This window comes from Burkholderia sp. BCC1977, from assembly GCF_905339595.1.
Taxonomy (GTDB): domain Bacteria; phylum Pseudomonadota; class Gammaproteobacteria; order Burkholderiales; family Burkholderiaceae; genus Burkholderia.
The window spans coordinates 1-20520 of sequence record NZ_CAJPGQ010000028.1; the positions used below are offsets into that span (position 1 = coordinate 1).

Below are 20520 nucleotides of genomic sequence, written 5' to 3' on the forward strand. Positions count from 1 at the left end.
GGCCATCGAGCCGGGTTTTTTATTGGCGCCGCCCGTCACGGGCGGCGGTGCGGTCACGCACGTTTTTCCGCGCGATGTTCGTCGAAGAAGTCCTGCACGACCGCGATCTCGCGGGTGCGCTTGAACGGCGGCAGGCTCTGCCAGATCCGGCGCCCGTAAGGCTTGTCGACGAGCCGCGTGTCGCAGATCATCAGCACGCCGCGATCCGTCTCCGCGCGAATCAGGCGGCCCGCGCCCTGCTTCAGCGTGATCACGGCCTGCGGCAGCTGGTGAACCGCGAACGGGCTCAGGCCCTTCCTGGTCAGCGCATCGAGCCGCGCGGCCAGCACCGGATCGTCGGGCGGCGCGAACGGCAGCTTGTCGATCACGACGAGCGACAGTGCGTCGCCGCGCACGTCGACGCCTTCCCAGAAGCTCTGGCTGCCGACGAGGATCGCATTGCCGTACGAACGGAAGCGATCGAGCAGTTCGGTGCGGCTGGCATCGCCCTGCACCAGCAGCGGCGTGTTCCAGCCGCGCGACTCGATCACGTCGCGCAGCTTCGACGCGATCCGGTCGACCGCGCGCAGCGTCGTGCACAGCATGAAGACGCCGCCGCCCGACGCCTCGATCGCCGGCAACGCAGCATCGAACACGGCGTCGGTAAACGCCGGCGATGACGGCTGCGGCAGGTTGCGCGGCACGTACAGCAGACCCTGCGTCTGATAGTCGAACGGGCTCGCAAGCGTCATCGAGCGCCGCGAGCTGAGGCCCATCTGGGCCGCGTAGTGCGTGAAGTCGCCGCGCACCGACAGCGTCGCCGACGTGAACACCCACGCGCGCGGCACGCCGGCGCGCTGCTTCGCGAAAATCGGCGCGACCGACAGCGGCGTTTCGTGCAGCTGGACGGTATGCGCGAACACTTCGACCCAGCGCACCTTCTCGTTCGGGTCGTCGGCGGCCGCCTTGTCGCCGGCCGCGGCGGCATCGGCCTTCCCTGCCTTCCCGGCCGCTTCCGCCGCACCGGGCGCGACCCAGCCCGCGAGCAGGTCCTGCAGCTCGCGTGCGCGCCGCAGGCACGCGCCGAGCGACTCGGCCCGCTCGGCCTGGCTCGCGAGCGCCGAGGCAAGCGCATCGAGCGCCACTTCGAGCGCGTCGAGCGCGCCGAACATCGGATGATCGTCGCCCAGTTGCGCGAGCGACATGCGCACGATCTGGTCGTTCGCGAACGCGAGGCGCAGGTCGCGCGCCGCACGTTCGAGATCGCCGCCGAGCTTCACCCACTCGACCGCATCGCGCGCATGGCTCAGGCCTTCGGCGACCGTGTCGCGCGCGAGTTCGAGGATCTGCGTGGTCGACAGCGTCTCGCCGAAGAACAGCGTGGCCGTCTCCGGCAACTGGTGCGCTTCGTCGAAGACCACCGTGTTCGCGTTCGGCAGCAGCTCGGCCATCCCGGTGTCGCGCAGCATGATGTCCGCGAAGAACAGGTGATGGTTGACGACGACGATGTCGGCCTGCTGCGCCTCGCGCCGCGCCTGCATCACGAAGCATTCCTTGTAATGCGGGCACTCCTGGCCGAGGCAGTTGTCGCGTGTCGACGTGACCATCGACCACACGGGCGCCGTCTCGGGCACGCTCGCGAGCTCGGCCTTGTCGCCGCTCTTGGTGATCTTCGCGAACCGGACGATTTCCTGCAGGTACGCGGTGTCCTGCCGCGACGGCAGGCGGCCGTTGTCGGCCGTGCGCTGCAGGTAGTAATGGCACAGGTAGTTCGAGCGGCCCTTGAGCATCGCGACCGTCACCGGCACCGCGAGCGCGTTGCGCACCGTCGGGATGTCGCGCTGGAACAGCTGGTCCTGCAGGTGCTTCGTGCCGGTCGACACGATCACCTTGCCGCCCCACAGCATCGCGGGCACCAGGTACGCATAGGTCTTGCCGGTTCCGGTGCCGGCCTCGACGATCAGCGTATTGTCGCTGGCGTCGCTGTCGGCGGCTGCGCCGTCCGCGGCGGACTCGGCCGCCTGGTCGCCCTCGCCGAGGCGGCGCGCCGGCCGCTTGCGGGTCTCGAAGATTTCGGGCTCGGGCATCCGGCGCGCGGACGCCTCCATCGCGGACGCGACCGCGCGCGCCATCTCGATCTGCGACTGGCGCGGGTGATAGCCGTCGAGCGCGCGCGCAAGCAGTCCGCCTTCGCCGAAGATCGTGTCGAGTTCGTCGACGCGCTTGCGGCTCAGCTCGAAGGTGCCTTCGGGCGCACGAACGCGCCCGGCGGACGACGCGTCACGCCGGGCATCGGGATTGGCTTCAAGCGGTGAATTCAAGGCAAGCGTTCCTGTGTCCAGCGCCCGGGCGGCGCCGGCGCTCGCCAGGCCGCGCTCAGGCGCGCTTATCCGGTTCCAGCTGCGATTGCAGCAAAATGATTTTGTCCTTGGCCGCCAGCTTTTCCTTCTTCAGCCGGTGCAGCGTGATGTCGTCGATGTCGGAGTGTCCTTCCTTCAGCTCGATCTCCCGAGCGAGCTGCTGGTGCTGCTCCTGCAATGCTGCCAAACGGTTGTGCAATTCCTGCTGCTGTTCCGTGGGACGGTTTTGCATATGCGCCTCCTCATCGAAGCAGCGCGCCGACTGGCGTGCCGGCACGCACGAGACTGACTCCGGATCAATCCAACCCGTTACTGCCCCTGCTGTTGCTGCTGCTTGGCCTTGTCGGCCGCTTCCTGCTGACGCCGCTCGACATCGGCCTTGTGCTGGGCGGCTTCCTTCTGCTTCTGCTCGTAGCGCGTGGCGTTGTCCGCCCGCTCCTGCGCCTTCTGCGCGCCTTGCTGGCGCGCCTGGTCGAGCTTGTGCTGGAAATCCGCCTGCTTCTGGTCGTATGCCTGCTTGTTCGCGGCGCGCTGCGGCCCTTCCGCGCCGCGCTGCGCCTGCTTCAGTGCATTCTGCTCCTGCTTGTCGCGGAACGCAGCCGCGTTCGCCGCATCGTTCGCCGCGCGCTGCGGCGCTTCCGCCGCATTCTGCGCCTGCTTCAACGCCTGCTGCTGGTCGCGCTGCTGCGCCCGCACCGCGCGCTGTTCGTCGTCGAGCGCGAGCTGCTCCTGGCGGATGCTCGCCCGCTCCTCGCGCATCTGGTCGCGCGCATTGCCGAGACAGTGATTGACGAAGAACTTGCTGTAGCAATCGTGCTCCGCCACGGCATAACGATAATCGTTTTCCGCGGAACGTTGATTGAGCACTTTTTGACGGGCGTCAAAATCCTGCGTGGCGGAGGCCGTGACGGGCGCGGCGGCAGCGGCGTCCGGCGCGCTTGCGCCCGATGCCTGTGCGTACGCGACGGTAGACCCGGCGGACAAAGCCGCGACAAGCGCTGCGCCGAGCGCGACGAGAGAAATGCGGGAAGTTGGCAACGTCGTAGGAAAGCTGCGGGACATGTGTCAAATTCTATCACCCCCGGCTGGACGCTCCGCCATTTATGGCAAAATGCCCCGCTTCACTCACCCGCGGCATCGGGTCCGGCGGGCCCAGCGAGCCCGTCATGCAGCCCGCCGCGCGCGGCCTGCCGGCCCGCGCCGCGATTTCAGCAGGCAGATCATCCACGACATGACGGAAACCGTAGCACTCAAGATCGTACAGCGCATCGCCACCGAACTGTCCGTCCAGCCGCGCCAGGTCGCGGCGGCAGTGCAACTCCTCGACGAAGGCTCGACCGTTCCGTTCATTGCCCGGTACCGCAAGGAAGTGACCGGCAACCTGGACGACACGCAGCTGCGCCAGCTCGAGGAACGCCTCCTGTATCTGCGCGAGCTCGAGGATCGCCGCGCGGCGATCCTGTCGAGCATCGACGAACAGGGCAAGCTGACCGACGAACTGCGCGCCGCGATCGACGCGGCCGACAGCAAGCAGGTGCTCGAAGACCTTTATCTGCCGTACAAGCCGAAGCGCCGCACGCGCGCGCAGATCGCCCGCGAAGCCGGCCTCGAGCCGCTCGCGCAGGCACTGCTCGCGAATCCGCTGCTCGACCCGCAGACGGAAGCCGCCGCATACGTCGACGCCGACAAGGGCGTCGCCGACGTGAAGGCCGCGCTCGACGGCGCGCGCGACATCCTGTCCGAACAATTCGGCGAAACGGCCGAACTGCTCGGCAAACTGCGCGACTACCTGCACAGCCAGGGCGTCGTGTCGTCGGCGGTCGTCGAAGGCAAGGAAAACGAGGAAGGCGAGAAGTTCCGCGACTACTACGACTACGCTGAAACGATCCGGACCGTGCCGTCGCACCGCGCGCTCGCGCTGTTCCGCGGCCGCAACGCCGGCGTGCTGACCGTCAAGCTCGGGCTCGGCGGGGAACTCGACGCGCAGGTCCCGCATCCGGGCGAAGCGATGATCGCGCGCCATTTCGGGATCGCGAACCAGAGCCGCCCGGCCGACAAGTGGCTGTCCGACGTGTGCCGCTGGTGCTGGCGCGTGAAGGTACAGCCGCACATCGAAAACGAACTGCTCACGCAACTGCGCGAAACGGCGGAAGCCGAGGCGATCCGCGTGTTCGCCCGCAACCTGAAGGATCTGCTGCTGGCCGCGCCGGCCGGCCCGAAGGCCGTGATCGGTCTCGACCCCGGCCTGCGCACGGGCGTGAAGGTCGCCGTGGTCGACCGCACCGGCAAGCTGCTCGCGACCGATACGATCTACCCGCACGAGCCGCGCCGCGACTGGGACGGCTCGCTCGCGAAGCTCGCGCGCATCGCCGCGCAGACGCAGGCCGAGCTGATCAGCATCGGCAACGGCACCGCGTCCCGTGAAACCGACAAGCTCGCGAGCGAGCTGATCTCGAAGCACCCCGAACTGCGGCTGCAGAAGATCGTCGTGTCGGAAGCCGGCGCGTCGGTCTACTCGGCGTCCGAGCTGGCCGCGAAGGAATTCCCGGAACTCGACGTGTCGCTGCGCGGCGCCGTGTCGATCGCCCGCCGCCTGCAGGACCCGCTCGCCGAGCTCGTGAAGATCGAGCCGAAGGCGATCGGCGTCGGCCAGTACCAGCACGACGTGAACCAGCGCGAACTCGCCCGCTCGCTCGACGCGGTCGTCGAGGATTGCGTGAACGCGGTCGGCGTCGACGCGAACACCGCATCGGTCGCGCTGCTCGCACGCGTCTCGGGCCTGAACGCCACGCTCGCACGCAACATCGTCGACTTTCGCGACGCGAACGGGCCGTTCCCGTCGCGCGACCACCTGCGCAAGGTGCCGCGCCTCGGCGACAAGACCTTCGAACAGGCGGCCGGCTTCCTGCGCATCAACGGCGGCGAGAATCCGCTCGACCGCTCGTCGGTCCACCCGGAAGCCTATCCGGTCGTCGAACGGATCCTCGCGAAGATCAGCAAGCGGATCGACGACGTGCTCGGCAGCCGCGACGCGCTGTCGGGCCTGTCGCCGACGGAATTCGTTGACGAACGTTTCGGCCTGCCGACCGTGCGCGACATCCTGTCCGAACTCGAAAAACCGGGTCGTGACCCACGCCCCGAATTCAAGACCGCAACGTTCCGCGATGGCGTCGAGAAAGTGTCCGACCTGATGCCGGGCATGCTGCTTGAAGGGGTCGTGACGAACGTCGCGGCATTCGGTGCGTTCGTCGATATCGGCGTGCACCAGGACGGCCTCGTCCACGTGTCCGCGATGTCGACGAAGTTCATCAAGGATCCGCACGAGGTCGTGAAGGCCGGCCAGGTCGTCAAGGTCAAGGTGCTCGACGTCGACGTGAAGCGCCAGCGCATTTCGTTGACGATGCGCCTCGACGACGAAGCGGCCGTGCCCGGCATCGCGCCGCGTGGCGGCCAGGATCGCGGCAATGCCGGCCGCGGTGCGGCCCGTCCGCAACGTTCGCGCGAACCGGAACCGGCCGGCGCAATGGCCGCCGCGTTCGCGAAGCTGAAGCGCTGAGCACGCGAAGGCTGTTGACGCATGAAAAAACCCGCCTTTCGGCGGGTTTTTTCATGGTTTCGGCGAGCGCGCTGCCGGACCGGCACGGGCCGCCTGCGCGGCCCGCGCGTCGGTCAGATCTCGATCTTGGTGCCGAGCTCGACGACGCGGTTCGCCGGGATCGAGAAGAAGTCGGTCGGCTTCGCCGCGTTCTGGTGCATCCATGCGAACACGCGCTCACGCCAGATCGACATGCCCGGCAGATGCGTCGGCACGACCGTTTCACGCGCGAGGAAGAACGACGTGTCCATCAGTTCGAACGTCATGTCGTGCGTGCGGCCGAATTCCTCGAGCACGGCCTTCACGTCCGGCGTCTCGTTGAAGCCGTACTCGGCCTTGACGATGTACAGGCCGCCGCCCGTGTCGCGCGAGCTCAGGCGCTTGTCGTCGCGCACGTACGGAATGTCGCGCGTGACGAACGTCAGGAAAATGGTCCGCTCGTGCAGCACCTTGTTGTGCTTCAGGTTGTGCAGCAGGCTGACGGGCACGAGCTTGTCGTTGCCGGTCAGGTAGATCGCGGTGCCCGACACGCGGTGCGGCGGATGCGCGAGCAGCCCCTGCAGGAACGGCTCGAGCGGGATACCGTCGGCGGCCGTACGCTCCTTGACGATGTGGCGGCCCTTGTACCAGGTCATCAGCAGGAAGAACAGCAGCGCGCCGATGCCGAGCGGCAGCCAGCCGCCCTGCGCAACCTTCAGCAGGTTCGCGCCGAAAAAGCCCAGGTCGACCGCGAGGAACACGGCGATGATCGCGCCGACGAGCAGCCGGTTCCAGTTCCACACCTTCACCATCACGACAGCCGCAAGCACGGTCGTGATCACCATCGTCGCCGTCACCGCGATGCCGTACGCGGCCGCGAGGTTGTCGGAGCTCTTGAAGCCGATCACGATGCAGAGGATCACGAACAGCAGCAGCCAGTTCACGACCGGCACGTAGATCTGGCCGATCGCCAGTTCGGACGTATGCAGCACCTTCATGCGCGGCACGTAGCCGAGCTGGATCGCCTGCGACGTCAGCGAATACGCGCCCGAGATCACGGCCTGCGAAGCGATCACGGTCGCGACCGTCGACAGCACGACGAGCGGCAGCAGCGCCCAGTCCGGCGCCAGCAGGAAGAACGGGTTCTCGATCGCCTTCGGATTCTGGATCAGCAGCGCGCCCTGGCCGAAGTAGTTCAGCACGAGCGACGGCATCACGAGCCCGTACGCGGCGATGCGGATCGGCTTTGCGCCGAAGTGGCCCATGTCCGCGTAGAGCGCTTCCGCACCGGTCAGCACCAGCACGACCGAACCCAGCACGACGTACGCCTGCAGCAGGTGGTCGGCCATGAACGACGCCGCGTAATACGGGTTGATCGCCGCGATGATGCCCGGCACGCGCACGATGTGATACACGCCGAGTGCCGCGATCACGATGAACCACAGCACCATGATCGGCCCGAACAGCCTGCCGACCAGCGCGGTGCCGTGACGCTGGATCCAGAACAGCGCGATCAGGATCACGATCGTGATCGGCAGCACGAGGTGGGACAGATGCGGCGTCGCGATCTCGAGACCTTCGACCGCCGACATCACGGAGATCGCCGGCGTGATCACGGCATCGCCGTAGAACATGCACGCACCGAAGATCCCGAGCGCCATCAGCGCGCCCGCGACACGGGTTTTCGAGTCGAGCGGCCGCAGCGACAGCGCCATCAGCGCGAGCACGCCGCCCTCGCCGTTGTTGTCGGCCCGCATCACGAACATCAGATACTTGATGCCGACCACCAGGATGATCGCCCAGAACAACAGCGAGATCACCCCGAGAATCGAGCCTTCGGTGAGCGGAATGCCGTGCGCGGGGCTGAACGCCTCCTTCAGCGAATACAGCGGGCTCGTGCCGATGTCGCCGAACACGACGCCGATGGCCGCTATCGCAAGCGCCCGCATCGAATGTTGGTGCGTCGAATGCGCATGGGCTGCGTTGGTCGCCTGGATCGTGTCGTTCATATGAAGCGTAATAATCGGGTCCGGTTCGGACAAAACGAGCGCTATTCTACTCGCGCCCCCCTGAAAAACCGTCCTGCCTTGTTGCCCTTAAACCACGTGATCCACGCTGCGCATGCAATCCTGCGCAAGCTGTGGCAGGGCTGCCATCATAGCCGGGGCCGCGCCGTCTGCCTACCGCGCGTGCCGATCGCCGTGCCTGCCGGCCCGGCGCGCCCATAAAAAAACGGCGCCGCAAGCGGCGCCGTACAAGGCTTTCCTTCGATCGGCCGGCCGCTTACGCGCCCGAACCGTCGCGCTGCGCGCGACCGCGCTTGATCCACGCCTCGATGTTGTGCGGACGAACCGTGTCCCACTCTTCGAACGGCTGATGAATCCACGGATTCGTCGGCAGAAACTGCGTGTGATAGTCCGGCTTGACCTTCGAGCAACCCTTGTACCAGAGCACGGCCGAGCGTACGGCCGTGACCGACGGATAGCGCTCCTTCAGGTGCTCCTGCACGCGCGCGAGCGTGACGCCCGAATCGACGAGATCGTCGACCAGCAGCACGTTGCCCGCGAGGTTGCCGCGCGTCATCGTGATGTACTGCGCGATGTCGAGCTCGCCCTGCTCGGTGCCGGCCGCTTCGCGGTACGAACTCGTCGCGAGGATCGCGAGCGGGACGTCGTAGATGCGCGACAGTTGATCGCCGACGCGCAGACCGCCGCGCGCGAGGCACAGGATCTGGTCGAACTTCCAGCCCGATTCATGCACCTGGAGCGCGAGCAGCTCGATCAGACGATGGTATTCGTCCCAGCCTACCCACAGGTTCTTGTCGTCGTTGCGCGGATCGGTCATCAAGTCTGCCGCCGTCATCGTGATTTGCTGCGTCATGCTGGGAATTACACCTTGAACGGATGGCGGAGCAGAATCGTTTCGTCGCGATCCGGACCCGTCGAAACCATGTCGACCGGCACGCCGGCCACTTCCTGGACACGCGTCAGATATGCCTGCGCATTCGCCGGCAGTGCGTCCCACGTCTTGATGCCGACGGTGCTTTCCTTCCAGCCGGCGAACGTTTCGTACACGGGCTCGCAACGCGCGACGTCGGCCGCACCGCGCGGCAGGATGTCCACGTCCTTGCCGTCGATCTTGTAGCCGACGCACAGCTTGACTTCATCGAGGCCGTCGAGCACGTCGAGCTTCGTCATGCACAGACCCGACACGCCGTTGATCTGGATCGAGCGGCGCAGCGCCGCTGCGTCGAGCCAGCCGGTGCGGCGCGGACGGCCGGTAACCGAGCCGAATTCCTTGCCGACGTTCGCCAGCGTGACGCCGACCTGGTCCTGGCGCTGCGGGTTGTCCGCGTCGTACAGCTCGCTCGGGAACGGGCCCGAGCCGACGCGCGTGCAGTACGCCTTCGTGATGCCGAGGATGTAGTTCAGCTTCTGCGGACCGACGCCGGCACCGGCCGATGCCGCACCCGCGACGCAGTTGCTCGACGTGACGAACGGATAGGTGCCGTGGTCGATGTCGAGCAGCGTGCCTTGCGCGCCTTCGAACAGCAGGTTCTGACCGGCGTTGTTCGCGTCGTACAGGCGGCGCGACACGTCGGCCACCATCGGCTTCAGGCGATCGGCATAGCCGAGCATCGTGTCGAGCGTGGCCTGGAAATCGACGGCCGCGCCACCCAGGTACTGGGTCAGCACGAAGTTGTGGAAATCGAGGTTTTCGCGCAGGCGGTCGGCGAAGGTTTTCGCGTCGAACAGGTCCTGCACGCGCAGCGCACGGCGGCCGACCTTGTCTTCGTATGCCGGGCCGATGCCGCGGCCGGTCGTACCGATCTTGCCGGCGCCCTTGCGCGCTTCGCGCGCCTGGTCGATCGCGATGTGGTACGGCAGGATCAGCGTCGTGGCTTCGGAGATGAACAGGCGATCGCGCACGTTCACGCCAGCCTCTTCCAGCTCGCCGATTTCCTTGAACAGTGCCTCGGGGGACAGGACGACGCCGTTGCCGATGTAGCAGGCGACGCCTTCACGCATGATGCCCGACGGAATGAGGCGCAAGATGGTCTTCTTGCCGCCGATGATGAGGGTGTGGCCGGCGTTGTGACCGCCCTGGAAACGCACGACGCCCTGAGCGTGGTCCGTCAGCCAGTCGACGATCTTGCCCTTGCCTTCATCACCCCATTGCGTTCCCACGACGACGACATTGCGCCCGGGAGTCACGTTCACTGCGCTGGCAGACATGTTGATTCGTTAGCTGGTTAAAAACGTATTCTACCTATGTTCGCGGGCGATTCCGAATTTTTCCGTTTCGCTTCAACGATATGCACGCCGAACGACGGCCCGCGAACGCCTGTTTAACGGGGTTCGACCACCCAGGCGCCGTCACGCTCGACGAGCGAACGGTCGCACGCGAACTCGTCGAGCACGTGGTCGTGCCCCGGCAATGCCTGGATCACGACCTCGCCCGCATCGCGCAGCGCCGCGACGGCCGCGCTCAGCGCGTCGTCCTGCGCCCACGGCGCGAGAATCGCGGTGCCGCGCGCCTCGACCGGCGAAATCCGCGCGAGCTCGCGCAGGTCGAGCGAGAAGCCCGTCGCCGGGCGGGCGCGGCCGTAGGCCTGGCCCACGTGGTCGTAACGGCCGCCGCGCGCGATCGCGTTCGGCACGCCGTCGATGTAGGCCGTAAACATTGCCCCGCTGTGATACGCGTAGCCGCGCAGGTCAGCGAGATCGATCGCCACCTCGACACCCTTCGCCTGGGCCGCGAGCTGCGCGAGATCGTCGAGCGCGCGCGTGATCTCGGGCAGCACCGGCAGCCGTGCACGCGCCTCGTCGAGCACGCTCGCGTCGCCGTACAGATGCGGCAGCGCGCGCAGCGCCGCGCGCGTGTCGGCGCCGAGATCGTCGGTGAGCTCGTTCAGCAGCGGCACGTCCTTGCCCGACAGCGCGTCGTACAGCGCCTCGCCGCGCTCGGCGGCCTGCGCGTCGCGCGCGAGCAGCGCCGCGAGCACGCCTGCGTGGCACAGATCCAGACGGATGCGCGACAGCCCCGCGAGATGCAGCGCATCGAGCATCAGCTGCTGGATCTCGAGATCGGCTTCCAGCCCGGCATGCCCGTAGATTTCGGCGCCAATCTGGATTTGCTCGCGCGTCGCATGCAGGCCGCGCGGACGCGTATGCATCACGTGGCCCGCATAGCAGAGGCGCGTCACGCCCTGGCGGTTCAGCAGGTGCGCGTCGATGCGCGCGACCTGCGGCGTGATGTCGGCGCGCAGGCCGAGCGTGCGGCCCGACAACTGGTCGACCAGCTTGAAGGTACGCAGGCGCAGGTCGGTGCCGCCGCTCGTCAGCAGCGACTCGAGGTATTCGAGCAGCGGCGGCATCACCATTTCGTAGCCGTACGAACGGAAACGGTCGAGCAGCCTGCGGCGCAGCTCCTCGATCTTGCGCGCTTCCGACGGCAGTACGTCGGCGATATTCTCGGGAAGTAACCAGGTCGACATCGGTACGGTCCTACGACGGGAAACAGGGCGCGACACGCGCGCCGCGAGATGAATCGGAAATCGGAAATCGGGCGGAACGAACGGCGGGTGCGCCGTCCGGGGTCAGGTGGCGAGCAGCAGCAGGACGAGCCCGAGCGCCATCACGATGAGCCCGCCGATCCGGATATGATGCGGCGGCCGCTCCGCTATTCTACGAAACGTGTCGCGCCAGGCGACGGGAAACACGAAGGGGAACGCCCCCTCGATGATCAGCATCAGTGCTACCGCGAGCAACAACGAGCCAGCCAGATCCATGCGAGCGACGGCGCCGCTCGACGCGGCGCCCCAAGGTCAGTGTTTGCGGGGAGCGGGTGCCGCCGGTGCGGCACCGCCCGTCGGGCTGCGCATGAAACGGAAAAACTCGCTGTCGGGATCGACGACGATGATGTCGTTGCGCTTGAAGGTATTCCGGTAAGCCTGCAGGCTCGCGTAGAACTGATAGAACTGCGGATCGCGGCCGAACGCATCGGCGGCGATCGACGCGGCCTTCGCGTCGCCCTCGCCCTTGATCGTCTGCGCGGACTTGTACGCATTCGCGAGCACGGCCTGCTGTTCGCGTTCCGCGTCGGCCTTGATCTGCTCGACATCGGCGGCGCCATTCGCGCGCACCTGCGCGGCCTGGTCGCGAAGCGCGGCGATCATCCGCTGATAGACGGCATCCGTCTGCGCAGCCGGCAAGTCGACGCGCGTCAACTGCACGTCGACCACGTCGACGCCGAAGCCCGATGCCGTCGCGCGCACCGCGTCGCGCGCCGCATTGGCAATGTCGCGCTGCCCGCCGAGCGCGTCGTCGAGCGCGCGCTTGCCGAACGCGTCGCCGAGTGCGCTCTTCAGCGCGCCGGCCAGACGCTCGGCCGCCGCCGCCGGGTCGCCGCCCGTCGCCGCAAAATACTTCATCGGATCGCTGATCCGGTACTTGACCGCATACGCGACGAGCAGGTCGTGCTTGTCTTCGGTCGCCAGTTGCAGCGGATCCGACGACTCGAGCGACTGCAGGCGCGTGTCGATCAACGTCGCCGTCTGCAGCGGCGGCGGCAGCTTGAAATGGATGCCGGGGCCCGCGAGTTCGGGCTGCGCGCCGTCGCGGCCCGACAGTACGGCCGCATGGCGCGGGTCGACGGTCAGGACGGTCGACGACGCCGCGAAGGCGACGATCACGATTGCGACGACGAGCGCAATGATTCGATTCATGTTCTGCGCTCCCCGTTACTTCGTATCGTCTTCACGCGAGCGGCTGCGAAACGCTTCGCGCGATCGCAGCACGTCGCTGCCCGGTGCGGGCGCCGCCGCGGCCGAAGCCGCGCTCGCGGGTGCGCTCGCCGCAACGGCGGCCGGGGCCGACGCCGCGTCGGGCGCGGAGGCGCCGGCGGGTGTCGCGGCATTCGTCGCATTCGCGGCGTTTTGTCGCCCCTGCTCGACGAGCTTGTCGAGCGGCAGGTACACGACGCTGTTGCCGCCCTTGTTGCCGACGAACACCTTCGTCGCGTTCGAATAGATTTCCTGCATCGTCTCGAGGTACATCCGCTCGCGGATCACCGCGGGCGCCTTCGAATACTGCGCATAGACCTGCTTGAACCGGTCGGCGTCGCCGTCGGCCTCCGTCACCACGCGATCGGCATACGCCTTGGCCTCGTCGACGAGTTTCGCGGCATCGCCCTGCGCCTTCGGCAGCAGGTCGTTCGCGTACGCCTGCGCGGCACGCTTCGCGGCCTCGCGGTCATCGCGCGCCTTCGCGACTTCGGCGTACGCGGCCTGCGTCTGCTCGGGCGCCGCGACGCTCTGCATCGTGACGGCCGTGACCTCGAGCCCCGACTGGTAGCGATCGAGATCGCGCTGGATCGCGGTGGACAGCTGCTCGCGCAGCGCGTCGCGGTCCTGGTTCAGCATGTCGGCTGCGCTGCGCGTGCCGACGATCGCGCGCACCGCGGCCTGGGCGGCCTGCGACACGCTGCGCTCGGGATCGACGCTGCGGAACAGATAATCGGTTGCCGAACGAATCCGGTACTGGACGACGAAGCGCACGTCGACGATGTCGGCGTCGCGCGTCAGCATCGCCGCTTCCTTCACGTTCGCGAGACGCACGACGTTGTTGCGGCCGATCTCGATCGAACGGACCTGCGACGTGTCGACGATCTCGTGCGACGCGAACGGATACGGCGCGCGCCAGTGCACGCCCTGGCCGACCGTGCCGGACAGCTTGCCGAACTGCAGCACGACACCCGTCTGGCCGTCCTGCACGACGAACAGCCCGCTGCCCGCGTAGACCGCGACCAGCACGCCGATCACGATGCCGACGCCGACACGCGCGGCCCGGCCGTTGTCGGGCCGGAAGCCGTTGCCGCCCTTGCCGCCGAACAGGCCGCTCAGTCGCCGGTTGAAGTTGCGCCACATCTCGTCGAGATCGGGCGGACCGTCGCCGTCGCCACCGGGCGGACGCTTCGATTCGTTCGCACGCGGACGGGATCCGTCGTTGCCCTTGCCTTCGCCGCGTCCCCAGCGGGGATCGTTGATCGACAGCAAGGCGCGCATCCGCCGCCAGGTACTCCGCTCGTTGTATTCGTTCACCAGAGTTTGTTCACCAGATTAGACGCCGGCGAGCCGGCCGGGACCGGTTAGCGCCCCTGTTCGGAAATCGTGTGGTCTTCGTGTGGTTCAGCGGGTGCGCCGTCGAGCGCGCCGTTGGGTAACGTCGCGCCGGAAAGGTGTTCCGCGGAGGCAATTTCGGCGATGGCGGCACGCAACGTATCAAGACCTTGACCGGTGCGCGCGCTCAAAAAGACGCGCGAAATATTACCATACTCGTCCCGCTCGACCGCGTCGCCGCGGGCCGCCAGCTCGGGCACGGCGTCGATCTTGTTGAACACCAGCACCTGCCGGATCGTGTCCGCGCCGATCTCGTGCAGCACGCCGTTCACCTGCTCGATCTGTTCGAGGCGCACCGCGCTCGACGCGTCGACCACGTGCAGCAGCAGATCCGCATGGATCGTTTCCTCGAGGGTCGCGCGAAACGCGGCCACCAGCTGGTGAGGCAGTTCGCGAATGAACCCGACCGTATCGGACACGACGATCTGGCCGGCCTCGTCGCCGAGGTACACGCGCCGCGACGTCGTATCGAGCGTGGCGAACAGCTGGTCGGCCGCATAGGCCTGCGCTTTCGTCAGCGCATTGAACAGCGTCGACTTGCCCGCGTTCGTGTAGCCGACGAGCGACACCGACATCGTGCCGCTGCGCGCGCGCTGGCGACGCTGCGTGCTGTGCTGCCGGCGCAGCCGGTCGAGCCGCGACTTCAGCATCTTGATGCGCTCGCCGATCAGCCGGCGGTCGGTTTCGAGCTGGGTTTCACCGGGGCCGCGCAGGCCGATACCGCCTTTTTGCCGCTCCAGGTGGGTCCACGCGCGAATCAGTCGGGTCGACAGATATTGCAGCTGCGCGAGTTCGACCTGCAGCTTGCCTTCGTGGCTGCGGGCGCGCTGGGCGAAGATATCGAGGATGAGGCTCGTGCGATCGACCACCCGCCTGTTAAGCGCCTGCTCCAGATTACGTTGCTGGGCCGGTGCCAGTGCGTGGTTGAAGATGACGATTTCGACGTTGTGCGCATCGCAGGCAAGCCGCAATTCTTCGGCTTTGCCGCTGCCGATGAACATCTTGGCATCGGGGCTGGCGCGACGACCCGTGAGGGTGACGGCGGGACGGGCCCCCGCACTGGAGGCGAGAAGACTGAGTTCTTCGAGACTGGCTTCGAAATCGGTCTTGCCGAAGTCGATGCCGACGAGCGCTGCGTTGATCAAATTATCGGGTGTCAAGATAAGGCGGCTGGCATCGGTCGCTCGCGGCGACCGGATGCCGGCCGCTGCGATGGGTTAGGACGAGGCTTCCGCGTCCGGGTGGAAATTCACCGGGCGCGCCGGCACGACCGTCGAGATGGCGTGCTTGTAGACCATCTGGGTCACCGTATTACGGAGCAACACGACGTACTGGTCGAACGATTCAATGTTCCCTTGCAGCTTGATGCCGTTGACGAGATAGATCGAAACGGGAACGTGCTCTTTGCGCAGTGCGTTCAAAAACGGGTCTTGTAACAATTGCCCTTTGTTGCTCATGGCGTACTCCATCTTTTTTTGCAGGTTGATCTGGATTGGCGACGAAGAAAAAGAGATCCGGCGCCAATCGCTACACTATAGCTGATTTTGTCTGCCCCGCCCGGGCCTAGGCCATGCGGCCTATACGTTGCAGGACGTGCGTGGCAGACGTGCTTCAGCCCTTGTCCGCGTACGGGTTGTTCGACGAACGGAACTCTATGCGCAATGGAGTCCCGGTCAGTGAGAAAGTTTCGCGGAATCGGTTTTCGAGGTAACGCTTGTAGGTTTCCGTCACCGCGTCGAGCGCGTTGCCGTGGATGACGATCAGCGGCGGATTCTGGCCGCCCTGGTGCGCGTAGCGCAGCTTCGGACGCACCGGGCCGCGACGGCGCGGCTGCTGGAACTCGACGGCCTCGATCAGCGCGCGCGTGAGCTTCGGCGTCGGCAGTTTCGCCATCGCCGCCGCGTACGCGTCGTCGACCGAGCGCATCAGCGCGCCGATGCCCGTCTTCTTCGCGGCCGAAATGTAGTGCGATTTCGCGAAGTCGAGGAACTTCAGCTTGCGGGTCAAATCCGCTTTCGCGCGATCGCGCGCGTGGTCGTCGAGACCGTCCCACTTGTTGACGCCGATCACGAGCGCGCGGCCCTGCTCGACGACGAAGCCGGCGATGTGCGCGTCCTGGTCGGAAATGTCCTGCTGCGCATCCAGCAGAAGAATGACGACGTTCGCGTCCGAGATCGACTGCAGCGTCTTCACGACCGAGAACTTCTCGATCGCCTCGAACACCTTGCCGCGGCGCCGCAGGCCCGCGGTGTCGATCAGCGTGTATTTCTTGCCGTTCCGTTCGAAGTCGACGTAGATCGAATCGCGCGTCGTGCCCGGCATGTCGAACGCGATCACGCGGTCCTCGCCGATCAGCGCGTTCACGAGCGTCGACTTGCCGACGTTCGGCCGGCCGACGATCGCGATCTTGATGCCGCGCGACGGATCGTCCTCGTCCGCTTCCTCGGGCTGGCCCGCGTACGCGACTTCCAGCGCCTCGTTGATCATGTCGGTCACGCCGTCGCCGTGCGCGGCCGAGATCGCGCGCGGATCGCCGAGCCCGAGCTCGTAGAAGTCCGTCGCGACCGCGGTGTACTTCATCCCCTCGGCCTTGTTGACGACCAGGAAGATCGGCCGGCCGGTCTTGCGCAGGTAGTCGGCGATCGACTTGTCCTGCGGCGCGAGCCCGTTACGGCCGTCGACGATGAACACGACGACGTCGGCTTCCTCGACGGCCTGCCGCGTCTGGCGTGCCATCTCGTGCAGGATGCCGTCCTTCGCGACGGGCTCGAAGCCGCCGGTATCGACGACCAGGTACGGCCGTGCACCGACCCGCCCTTCGCCGTAATGGCGATCGCGCGTCAGGCCCGGCAAGTCGGCGACCAGCGCATCGCGCGAGCGCGTGAGCCGGTTGAACAGCGTGGATTTCCCCACATTGGGGCGCCCAACGAGGGCAATGACCGGTTTCATCTGTGTTTTCTACGGTGATGCGCAGCAGCGGGAGGCCCGCTGCTGCGGGCGGCTGCGCTGAATGAAAATATCACGAATTCGCGCCGCGCCGGATGCGCGCGCCGGGCGCGCGTTGCGCGCCGTCGTCTTTCGTTTCGAACTGCCTTTCAAATACCGAGCGGCCGGGGACACCGGCCGCCTTCATGTCGCGCGACCGCGGCGCGCGGGACAGGCCCGCCGCACCGCGATTGCGCCTGTTGCGTGCGCGTCAGCGCGGACGGAACCCGTACAGGCCGCCATCCTTAGTCTGCACGACGAGCGTATTGCCCGCCAGGACCGGCGCCGAGGTAATCGCGCTGCCGTCGGTCTTCATTCGGGCGATGAAGCTGCCGTCCTCGCGCGACAGGAAGTGCACGAAGCCCTTGTAGTCGCCCATCACGACCGCATGGCCGAGCAGGTAGGGCACGCCGACGTCGCGGCTCTTCAGCTTGTCGTTTCGCCAGAGCTGGTTGCCGCTCGCCGCGTCGTAGGCCGTCACGACCGACCAGTCGTCGCCGCCGGCAACGACCGAATCGTCCTGCGCGAGACCGCTGCGGCTCGAGAACGCCTTTTCCCACAGCGGACGGCCCGAGTTCGCGTCGAAGCAGCCGAGCTGCCCCTGGAACGTGACCGCGCACGCTTCGGCACCCACGAGCGTCGGCGGACCGCTGACGTCGTTGATGCGCTCCACTTCGGTCACACCCTTCGGGAACGACACGGGCGTCTGCCAGAACGGTTCGCCCGACTGCAGGTTGATCGCGACCAGACCGCCGCCGGGGAAGCCCGCCAGCACGGCCGCATCGCCCGCGAACGTCATGCCGGCCGACACGCGCAGGTTCAGCGGCACCGCGCGGTTGCGGTAGTTCCACTTCTGCTCGCCCGTCTGCGCGTTGAACGCGATCACCTGGCCGTCGATCGTGCGCACGATCACGAGGCCGTTGCCGACCAGCGGCGGCGAGAAGATCTCGCCCTGCACGCTCGTCTTCCACAGCTGCTTGCCGTCGGGGCCGAGCACGAACACACCGCCCTTCAACGCGCCGACCGCGGTCAGGTTACCGTCGCTGCCGACCCCGGCCGACAGGTCCGAACCGACCTTCGCGCGCCACAGCGTCTGGCCCGTCTTCGCGTCGACCTTCTCGACCGAACCGTTCTCGCCCGCCGCGTAGACGGCGTCGCCCACGGCCACCGGCGAGAACAGGTAGCGCCCGCCCTTGCCGACGCTCGCCTTCCAGACCTGTTGCACGTCCATGACGGGCTTGAACTCGGTGAGCGGCGTCGGCACGCGGCGCGCGTCCTTCGACGACGAGCAGGCCGCCAATGCCAGGACAGCCGCCGCGCAGGCTACGGGCACAGCGTAACGTTTCAGCAAATTCATCGGTTAGCGAAGCAGAGTTAAGAGGTTGAGGGGGCCGGGATCAGCCGCCGAGCGCATCGAGCTTGAACTGCACGAGCTGGCGCGCGGACTGGTCGTCCTTCGACAGGCCGTCGAGCGCGAGCTTGTACGCAGCGCGCGCGTCGTCGGTCTTGCCTTGCGCCGCAAGCAGATCGCCACGGCGATCGGCCACGAGGCCCTTGAATGCATCGACCGGCGTGCCCGACAGCAGCGCGAGGCCCGCGTCGTACGCCTTCTCGTCGAGCAGCAGCGCCGCGAGACGCAGCCTCGCGATCTGCTTGTACTCGTCGTCCTTGGCGTGATCGACGGCCCATTGCAGCTGTGCCTTCGCGCCGGCGGCGTCGCCGGCCGCGTACAACGTCTTCGCGGCCGACAGCGCGGTCATCTGCGCATACGGCGTGCTGCCGAACTTGTCTTCCATGTCGGCGGCCGCGCGGGCCATCGTCGCCTTGTCGTTCGCGGCGGCGGCCTTCTGCACCTGCTCGTACAACCCGGAAGCCTCGGCGGCCTGACGGCGCTGCCAGTAATTCCAGCCGTTGAAACCGGCCGCGACGACCAGCGCCGCGAGCACGATCCACGTGGTGAGGTTGCCCCAGCGGGCCCACCACGCCTTGAGACTTTCAATCGATTCTTGTTCGTCGTGATAACTCATCGGCGAGCGATTCCTTCCTTTTCAGGCTTTTCTTGTCGAGCGAATGCCAGCGCGATCAGTCGTCGCCGTCTTCGGCGGATGCAACCATCGCATTGATTAGGAATTCGGTCAAGCTTTCGACCGGTACGGTCTGCTGAGCGTTCTTTTCCCCTTCGTCGCCCGCACCGCGCAGCGCTTTCACGCCCGCCGTGCCGTTCGCGACCTCTTCTTCGCCGAAGATCACCGCGAACGCGGCGCCGCTCGCATCGGCCCGCTTCATCTGCGACTTGAAGCTTGCCGGCGCGCCGTCGGCGCTGCAGTGGAAAATCACGTCGAGGCCCGTATCGCGCAGACGCTCGGCCGCGATGAACGCCTGTTCGCGCGCGGTCTCGCCCTGATGCACCACGTACACGTCGACACCTTCCTGCTCGGGTGCGAGATCCTCTTCCTTCAGCAGCTCGAGAATGCGCTCGATGCCCATCGCCCAGCCGCATGCGGCGGTCGGCTTGCCGCCGAGCTGCTCGATCAGCGGATCGTAGCGGCCGCCGGCCGCCACCGTGCCCTGCGCGCCGAGCTTGTCGGTCACCCATTCGAACACGGTCAGGTTGTAGTAGTCGAGGCCGCGCACGAGACGCGGGTTGATCCTGAACGGGATGTTGTTCGCGAGCAGCAGGCGCTGCAGCCCTTCGAAATGGGCACGCGATTCATCGCCGAGGAAGTCGATCAGCTTCGGCGCGTTCTCCACGATGTCCTGCAGCGCCGGGTTCTTCGTGTCGAGCACGCGCAGCGGGTTCGTATACAGGCGGCGCTGCGCATCGGCGTCCAGCGCGTCGACGTGCTGCTCGAGGTACTTGATCAGCTCGACGCGGTGCGCGGCACGCTCTTCGGCGAGGCCGAGCGAATTGATCTCGAGCTTGATGCCGGTCAGCCCGAGGTCGTCCCACAGGCGCTGGCACATCATGATGATCTCGGCATCCGCATCCGGGCCCGCGAAGCCGAGCGCCTCGACACCGACCTGGTGGAACTGGCGGTAGCGGCCGCGCTGCGGACGCTCGTGACGGAACATCGGGCCGATGTACCACAGGCGCTTCGGGCCGTCGTACAGCATGTTGTGCTCGATCGACGCGCGCACGACGGCGGCGGTGTTTTCCGGGCGCATCGTCAGGTTCTCGCCGTTCAGCGCGTCGGTGAAGCTGTACATCTCCTTCTCGACGATGTCCGTGACTTCGCCGATGCCGCGCGTGAAGAGCTGCGTGTGTTCGACGATCGGCGTGCGGATGTTCTGGTAGCCGTACGCGCGCAGCAGCGATTTCACGGTAGCTTCGAAGAACTCCCAGAGGCCGGCATCCTGCGGGAGGATGTCGTTCATGCCCTTGACGCCGGTGAGCTTCTCGATCTTGCGTTTCTGTTCAGTCATCGTTCGTGTGTGTGGACGAA

Annotated in this window: 17 protein-coding genes; 1 reads left to right on the forward strand and 16 read right to left on the reverse strand. The window is 66.7% G+C overall.

Annotated elements, in window-relative coordinates; all coding sequences use genetic code 11:
* Positions 1 to 53: 53 nt before the first annotated feature.
* From U5771_RS22205 to U5771_RS22215, 3 genes are all read right to left on the reverse strand, one after another.
* Entirely contained in the window at positions 54 to 2300 is a 2247-nt protein-coding gene (locus U5771_RS22205) for an ATP-dependent DNA helicase (protein WP_322025958.1), read from the reverse strand.
* A gap of 55 nt (positions 2301 to 2355) precedes the next feature.
* Complete coding sequence (locus U5771_RS22210; RefSeq protein ID WP_006755091.1) at positions 2356 to 2571, reverse strand: YdcH family protein; 216 nt, start codon at positions 2569 to 2571, stop codon at positions 2356 to 2358.
* Positions 2572 to 2648: 77 nt separating this feature from the next.
* The gene (locus U5771_RS22215) at positions 2649 to 3401 is read right to left on the reverse strand and encodes a hypothetical protein (RefSeq protein ID WP_322025959.1); all 753 of its coding nucleotides are present in this window, start codon (positions 3399 to 3401) and stop codon (positions 2649 to 2651) included.
* 169 nt (positions 3402 to 3570) lie between these two features.
* Between U5771_RS22215 and U5771_RS22220 the strand changes: the two genes are divergently transcribed.
* Complete coding sequence (locus U5771_RS22220) at positions 3571 to 5895, forward strand: Tex family protein (protein WP_322025960.1); 2325 nt, start codon at positions 3571 to 3573, stop codon at positions 5893 to 5895.
* 113 nt (positions 5896 to 6008) lie between these two features.
* Here the strand turns inward: U5771_RS22220 and U5771_RS22225 are convergent, their stop codons facing one another.
* From U5771_RS22225 to hisS, 13 genes are all read right to left on the reverse strand, one after another.
* Entirely contained in the window at positions 6009 to 7922 is a 1914-nt protein-coding gene (locus U5771_RS22225; RefSeq protein WP_322025961.1) for a potassium transporter Kup, read from the reverse strand.
* 274 nt (positions 7923 to 8196) lie between these two features.
* Positions 8197 to 8793: a phosphoribosyltransferase gene (locus U5771_RS22230; protein WP_322025962.1), complete on the reverse strand. Its 597-nt coding sequence runs from the start codon at positions 8791 to 8793 to the stop codon at positions 8197 to 8199.
* A gap of 8 nt (positions 8794 to 8801) precedes the next feature.
* The gene (locus U5771_RS22235; RefSeq protein WP_044848883.1) at positions 8802 to 10148 is read right to left on the reverse strand and encodes an adenylosuccinate synthase; all 1347 of its coding nucleotides are present in this window, start codon (positions 10146 to 10148) and stop codon (positions 8802 to 8804) included.
* Positions 10149 to 10261: 113 nt separating this feature from the next.
* Positions 10262 to 11410: an ATP phosphoribosyltransferase regulatory subunit gene (locus tag U5771_RS22240; protein ID WP_322025963.1), complete on the reverse strand. Its 1149-nt coding sequence runs from the start codon at positions 11408 to 11410 to the stop codon at positions 10262 to 10264.
* 102 nt (positions 11411 to 11512) lie between these two features.
* Positions 11513 to 11704, reverse strand: coding sequence for a DUF2065 domain-containing protein (locus U5771_RS22245; protein ID WP_009687995.1), 192 nt, complete (start codon positions 11702 to 11704; stop codon positions 11513 to 11515).
* A gap of 36 nt (positions 11705 to 11740) precedes the next feature.
* A complete protein-coding gene (locus tag U5771_RS22250; RefSeq protein ID WP_322025964.1) occupies positions 11741 to 12640 on the reverse strand; it encodes a protease modulator HflC in 900 nt (299 codons plus the stop codon).
* 15 nt (positions 12641 to 12655) lie between these two features.
* A complete protein-coding gene (gene hflK / locus U5771_RS22255; RefSeq protein WP_322025965.1) occupies positions 12656 to 14014 on the reverse strand; it encodes an FtsH protease activity modulator HflK in 1359 nt (452 codons plus the stop codon).
* Between the two features lie 47 nt (positions 14015 to 14061).
* A complete protein-coding gene (gene hflX, locus U5771_RS22260) occupies positions 14062 to 15237 on the reverse strand; it encodes a GTPase HflX (protein ID WP_322025966.1) in 1176 nt (391 codons plus the stop codon).
* Between the two features lie 72 nt (positions 15238 to 15309).
* Positions 15310 to 15549: an RNA chaperone Hfq gene (gene hfq / locus U5771_RS22265; protein ID WP_006399927.1), complete on the reverse strand. Its 240-nt coding sequence runs from the start codon at positions 15547 to 15549 to the stop codon at positions 15310 to 15312.
* A 154-nt stretch (positions 15550 to 15703) separates the two neighbouring features.
* Positions 15704 to 17041 carry a ribosome biogenesis GTPase Der gene (gene der / locus U5771_RS22270; protein ID WP_044848985.1) on the reverse strand — a complete coding sequence of 446 codons (1338 nt, stop codon included), beginning with the start codon at positions 17039 to 17041 and terminating at the stop codon, positions 15704 to 15706.
* Between the two features lie 247 nt (positions 17042 to 17288).
* The gene (gene bamB / locus U5771_RS22275; protein ID WP_322025967.1) at positions 17289 to 18434 is read right to left on the reverse strand and encodes an outer membrane protein assembly factor BamB; all 1146 of its coding nucleotides are present in this window, start codon (positions 18432 to 18434) and stop codon (positions 17289 to 17291) included.
* Positions 18435 to 18474: 40 nt separating this feature from the next.
* Positions 18475 to 19104 carry a tetratricopeptide repeat protein gene (locus U5771_RS22280; RefSeq protein ID WP_322025968.1) on the reverse strand — a complete coding sequence of 210 codons (630 nt, stop codon included), beginning with the start codon at positions 19102 to 19104 and terminating at the stop codon, positions 18475 to 18477.
* 55 nt (positions 19105 to 19159) lie between these two features.
* Positions 19160 to 20500, reverse strand: coding sequence for a histidine--tRNA ligase (gene hisS, locus U5771_RS22285; RefSeq protein ID WP_322025969.1), 1341 nt, complete (start codon positions 20498 to 20500; stop codon positions 19160 to 19162).
* Between the last annotated feature and the right edge of the window lie 20 nt (positions 20501 to 20520).

Bases quoted from the DNA above. Each gene is read 5' to 3' on its own strand.
- U5771_RS22210 (WP_006755091.1), bottom strand. From the start codon at position 2,571: ATGCAAAACCGTCCCACGGAACAGCAGCAGGAATTGCACAACCGTTTG.
- U5771_RS22215 (WP_322025959.1), bottom strand. From the start codon at position 3,401: ATGTCCCGCAGCTTTCCTACGACGTTGCCAACTTCCCGCATTTCTCTC.
- U5771_RS22220 (WP_322025960.1), top strand. From the start codon at position 3,571: ATGACGGAAACCGTAGCACTCAAGATCGTACAGCGCATCGCCACCGAA.
- U5771_RS22225 (WP_322025961.1), bottom strand. From the start codon at position 7,922: ATGAACGACACGATCCAGGCGACCAACGCAGCCCATGCGCATTCGACG.
- U5771_RS22230 (WP_322025962.1), bottom strand. From the start codon at position 8,793: ATGACGCAGCAAATCACGATGACGGCGGCAGACTTGATGACCGATCCG.
- U5771_RS22235 (WP_044848883.1), bottom strand. From the start codon at position 10,148: ATGTCTGCCAGCGCAGTGAACGTGACTCCCGGGCGCAATGTCGTCGTC.
- U5771_RS22240 (WP_322025963.1), bottom strand. From the start codon at position 11,410: ATGTCGACCTGGTTACTTCCCGAGAATATCGCCGACGTACTGCCGTCG.
- U5771_RS22245 (WP_009687995.1), bottom strand. From the start codon at position 11,704: ATGGATCTGGCTGGCTCGTTGTTGCTCGCGGTAGCACTGATGCTGATC.
- U5771_RS22250 (WP_322025964.1), bottom strand. From the start codon at position 12,640: ATGAATCGAATCATTGCGCTCGTCGTCGCAATCGTGATCGTCGCCTTC.
- hfq (WP_006399927.1), bottom strand. From the start codon at position 15,549: ATGAGCAACAAAGGGCAATTGTTACAAGACCCGTTTTTGAACGCACTG.
- der (WP_044848985.1), bottom strand. From the start codon at position 17,041: ATGAAACCGGTCATTGCCCTCGTTGGGCGCCCCAATGTGGGGAAATCC.
- bamB (WP_322025967.1), bottom strand. From the start codon at position 18,434: ATGAATTTGCTGAAACGTTACGCTGTGCCCGTAGCCTGCGCGGCGGCT.
- U5771_RS22280 (WP_322025968.1), bottom strand. From the start codon at position 19,104: ATGAGTTATCACGACGAACAAGAATCGATTGAAAGTCTCAAGGCGTGG.
- hisS (WP_322025969.1), bottom strand. From the start codon at position 20,500: ATGACTGAACAGAAACGCAAGATCGAGAAGCTCACCGGCGTCAAGGGC.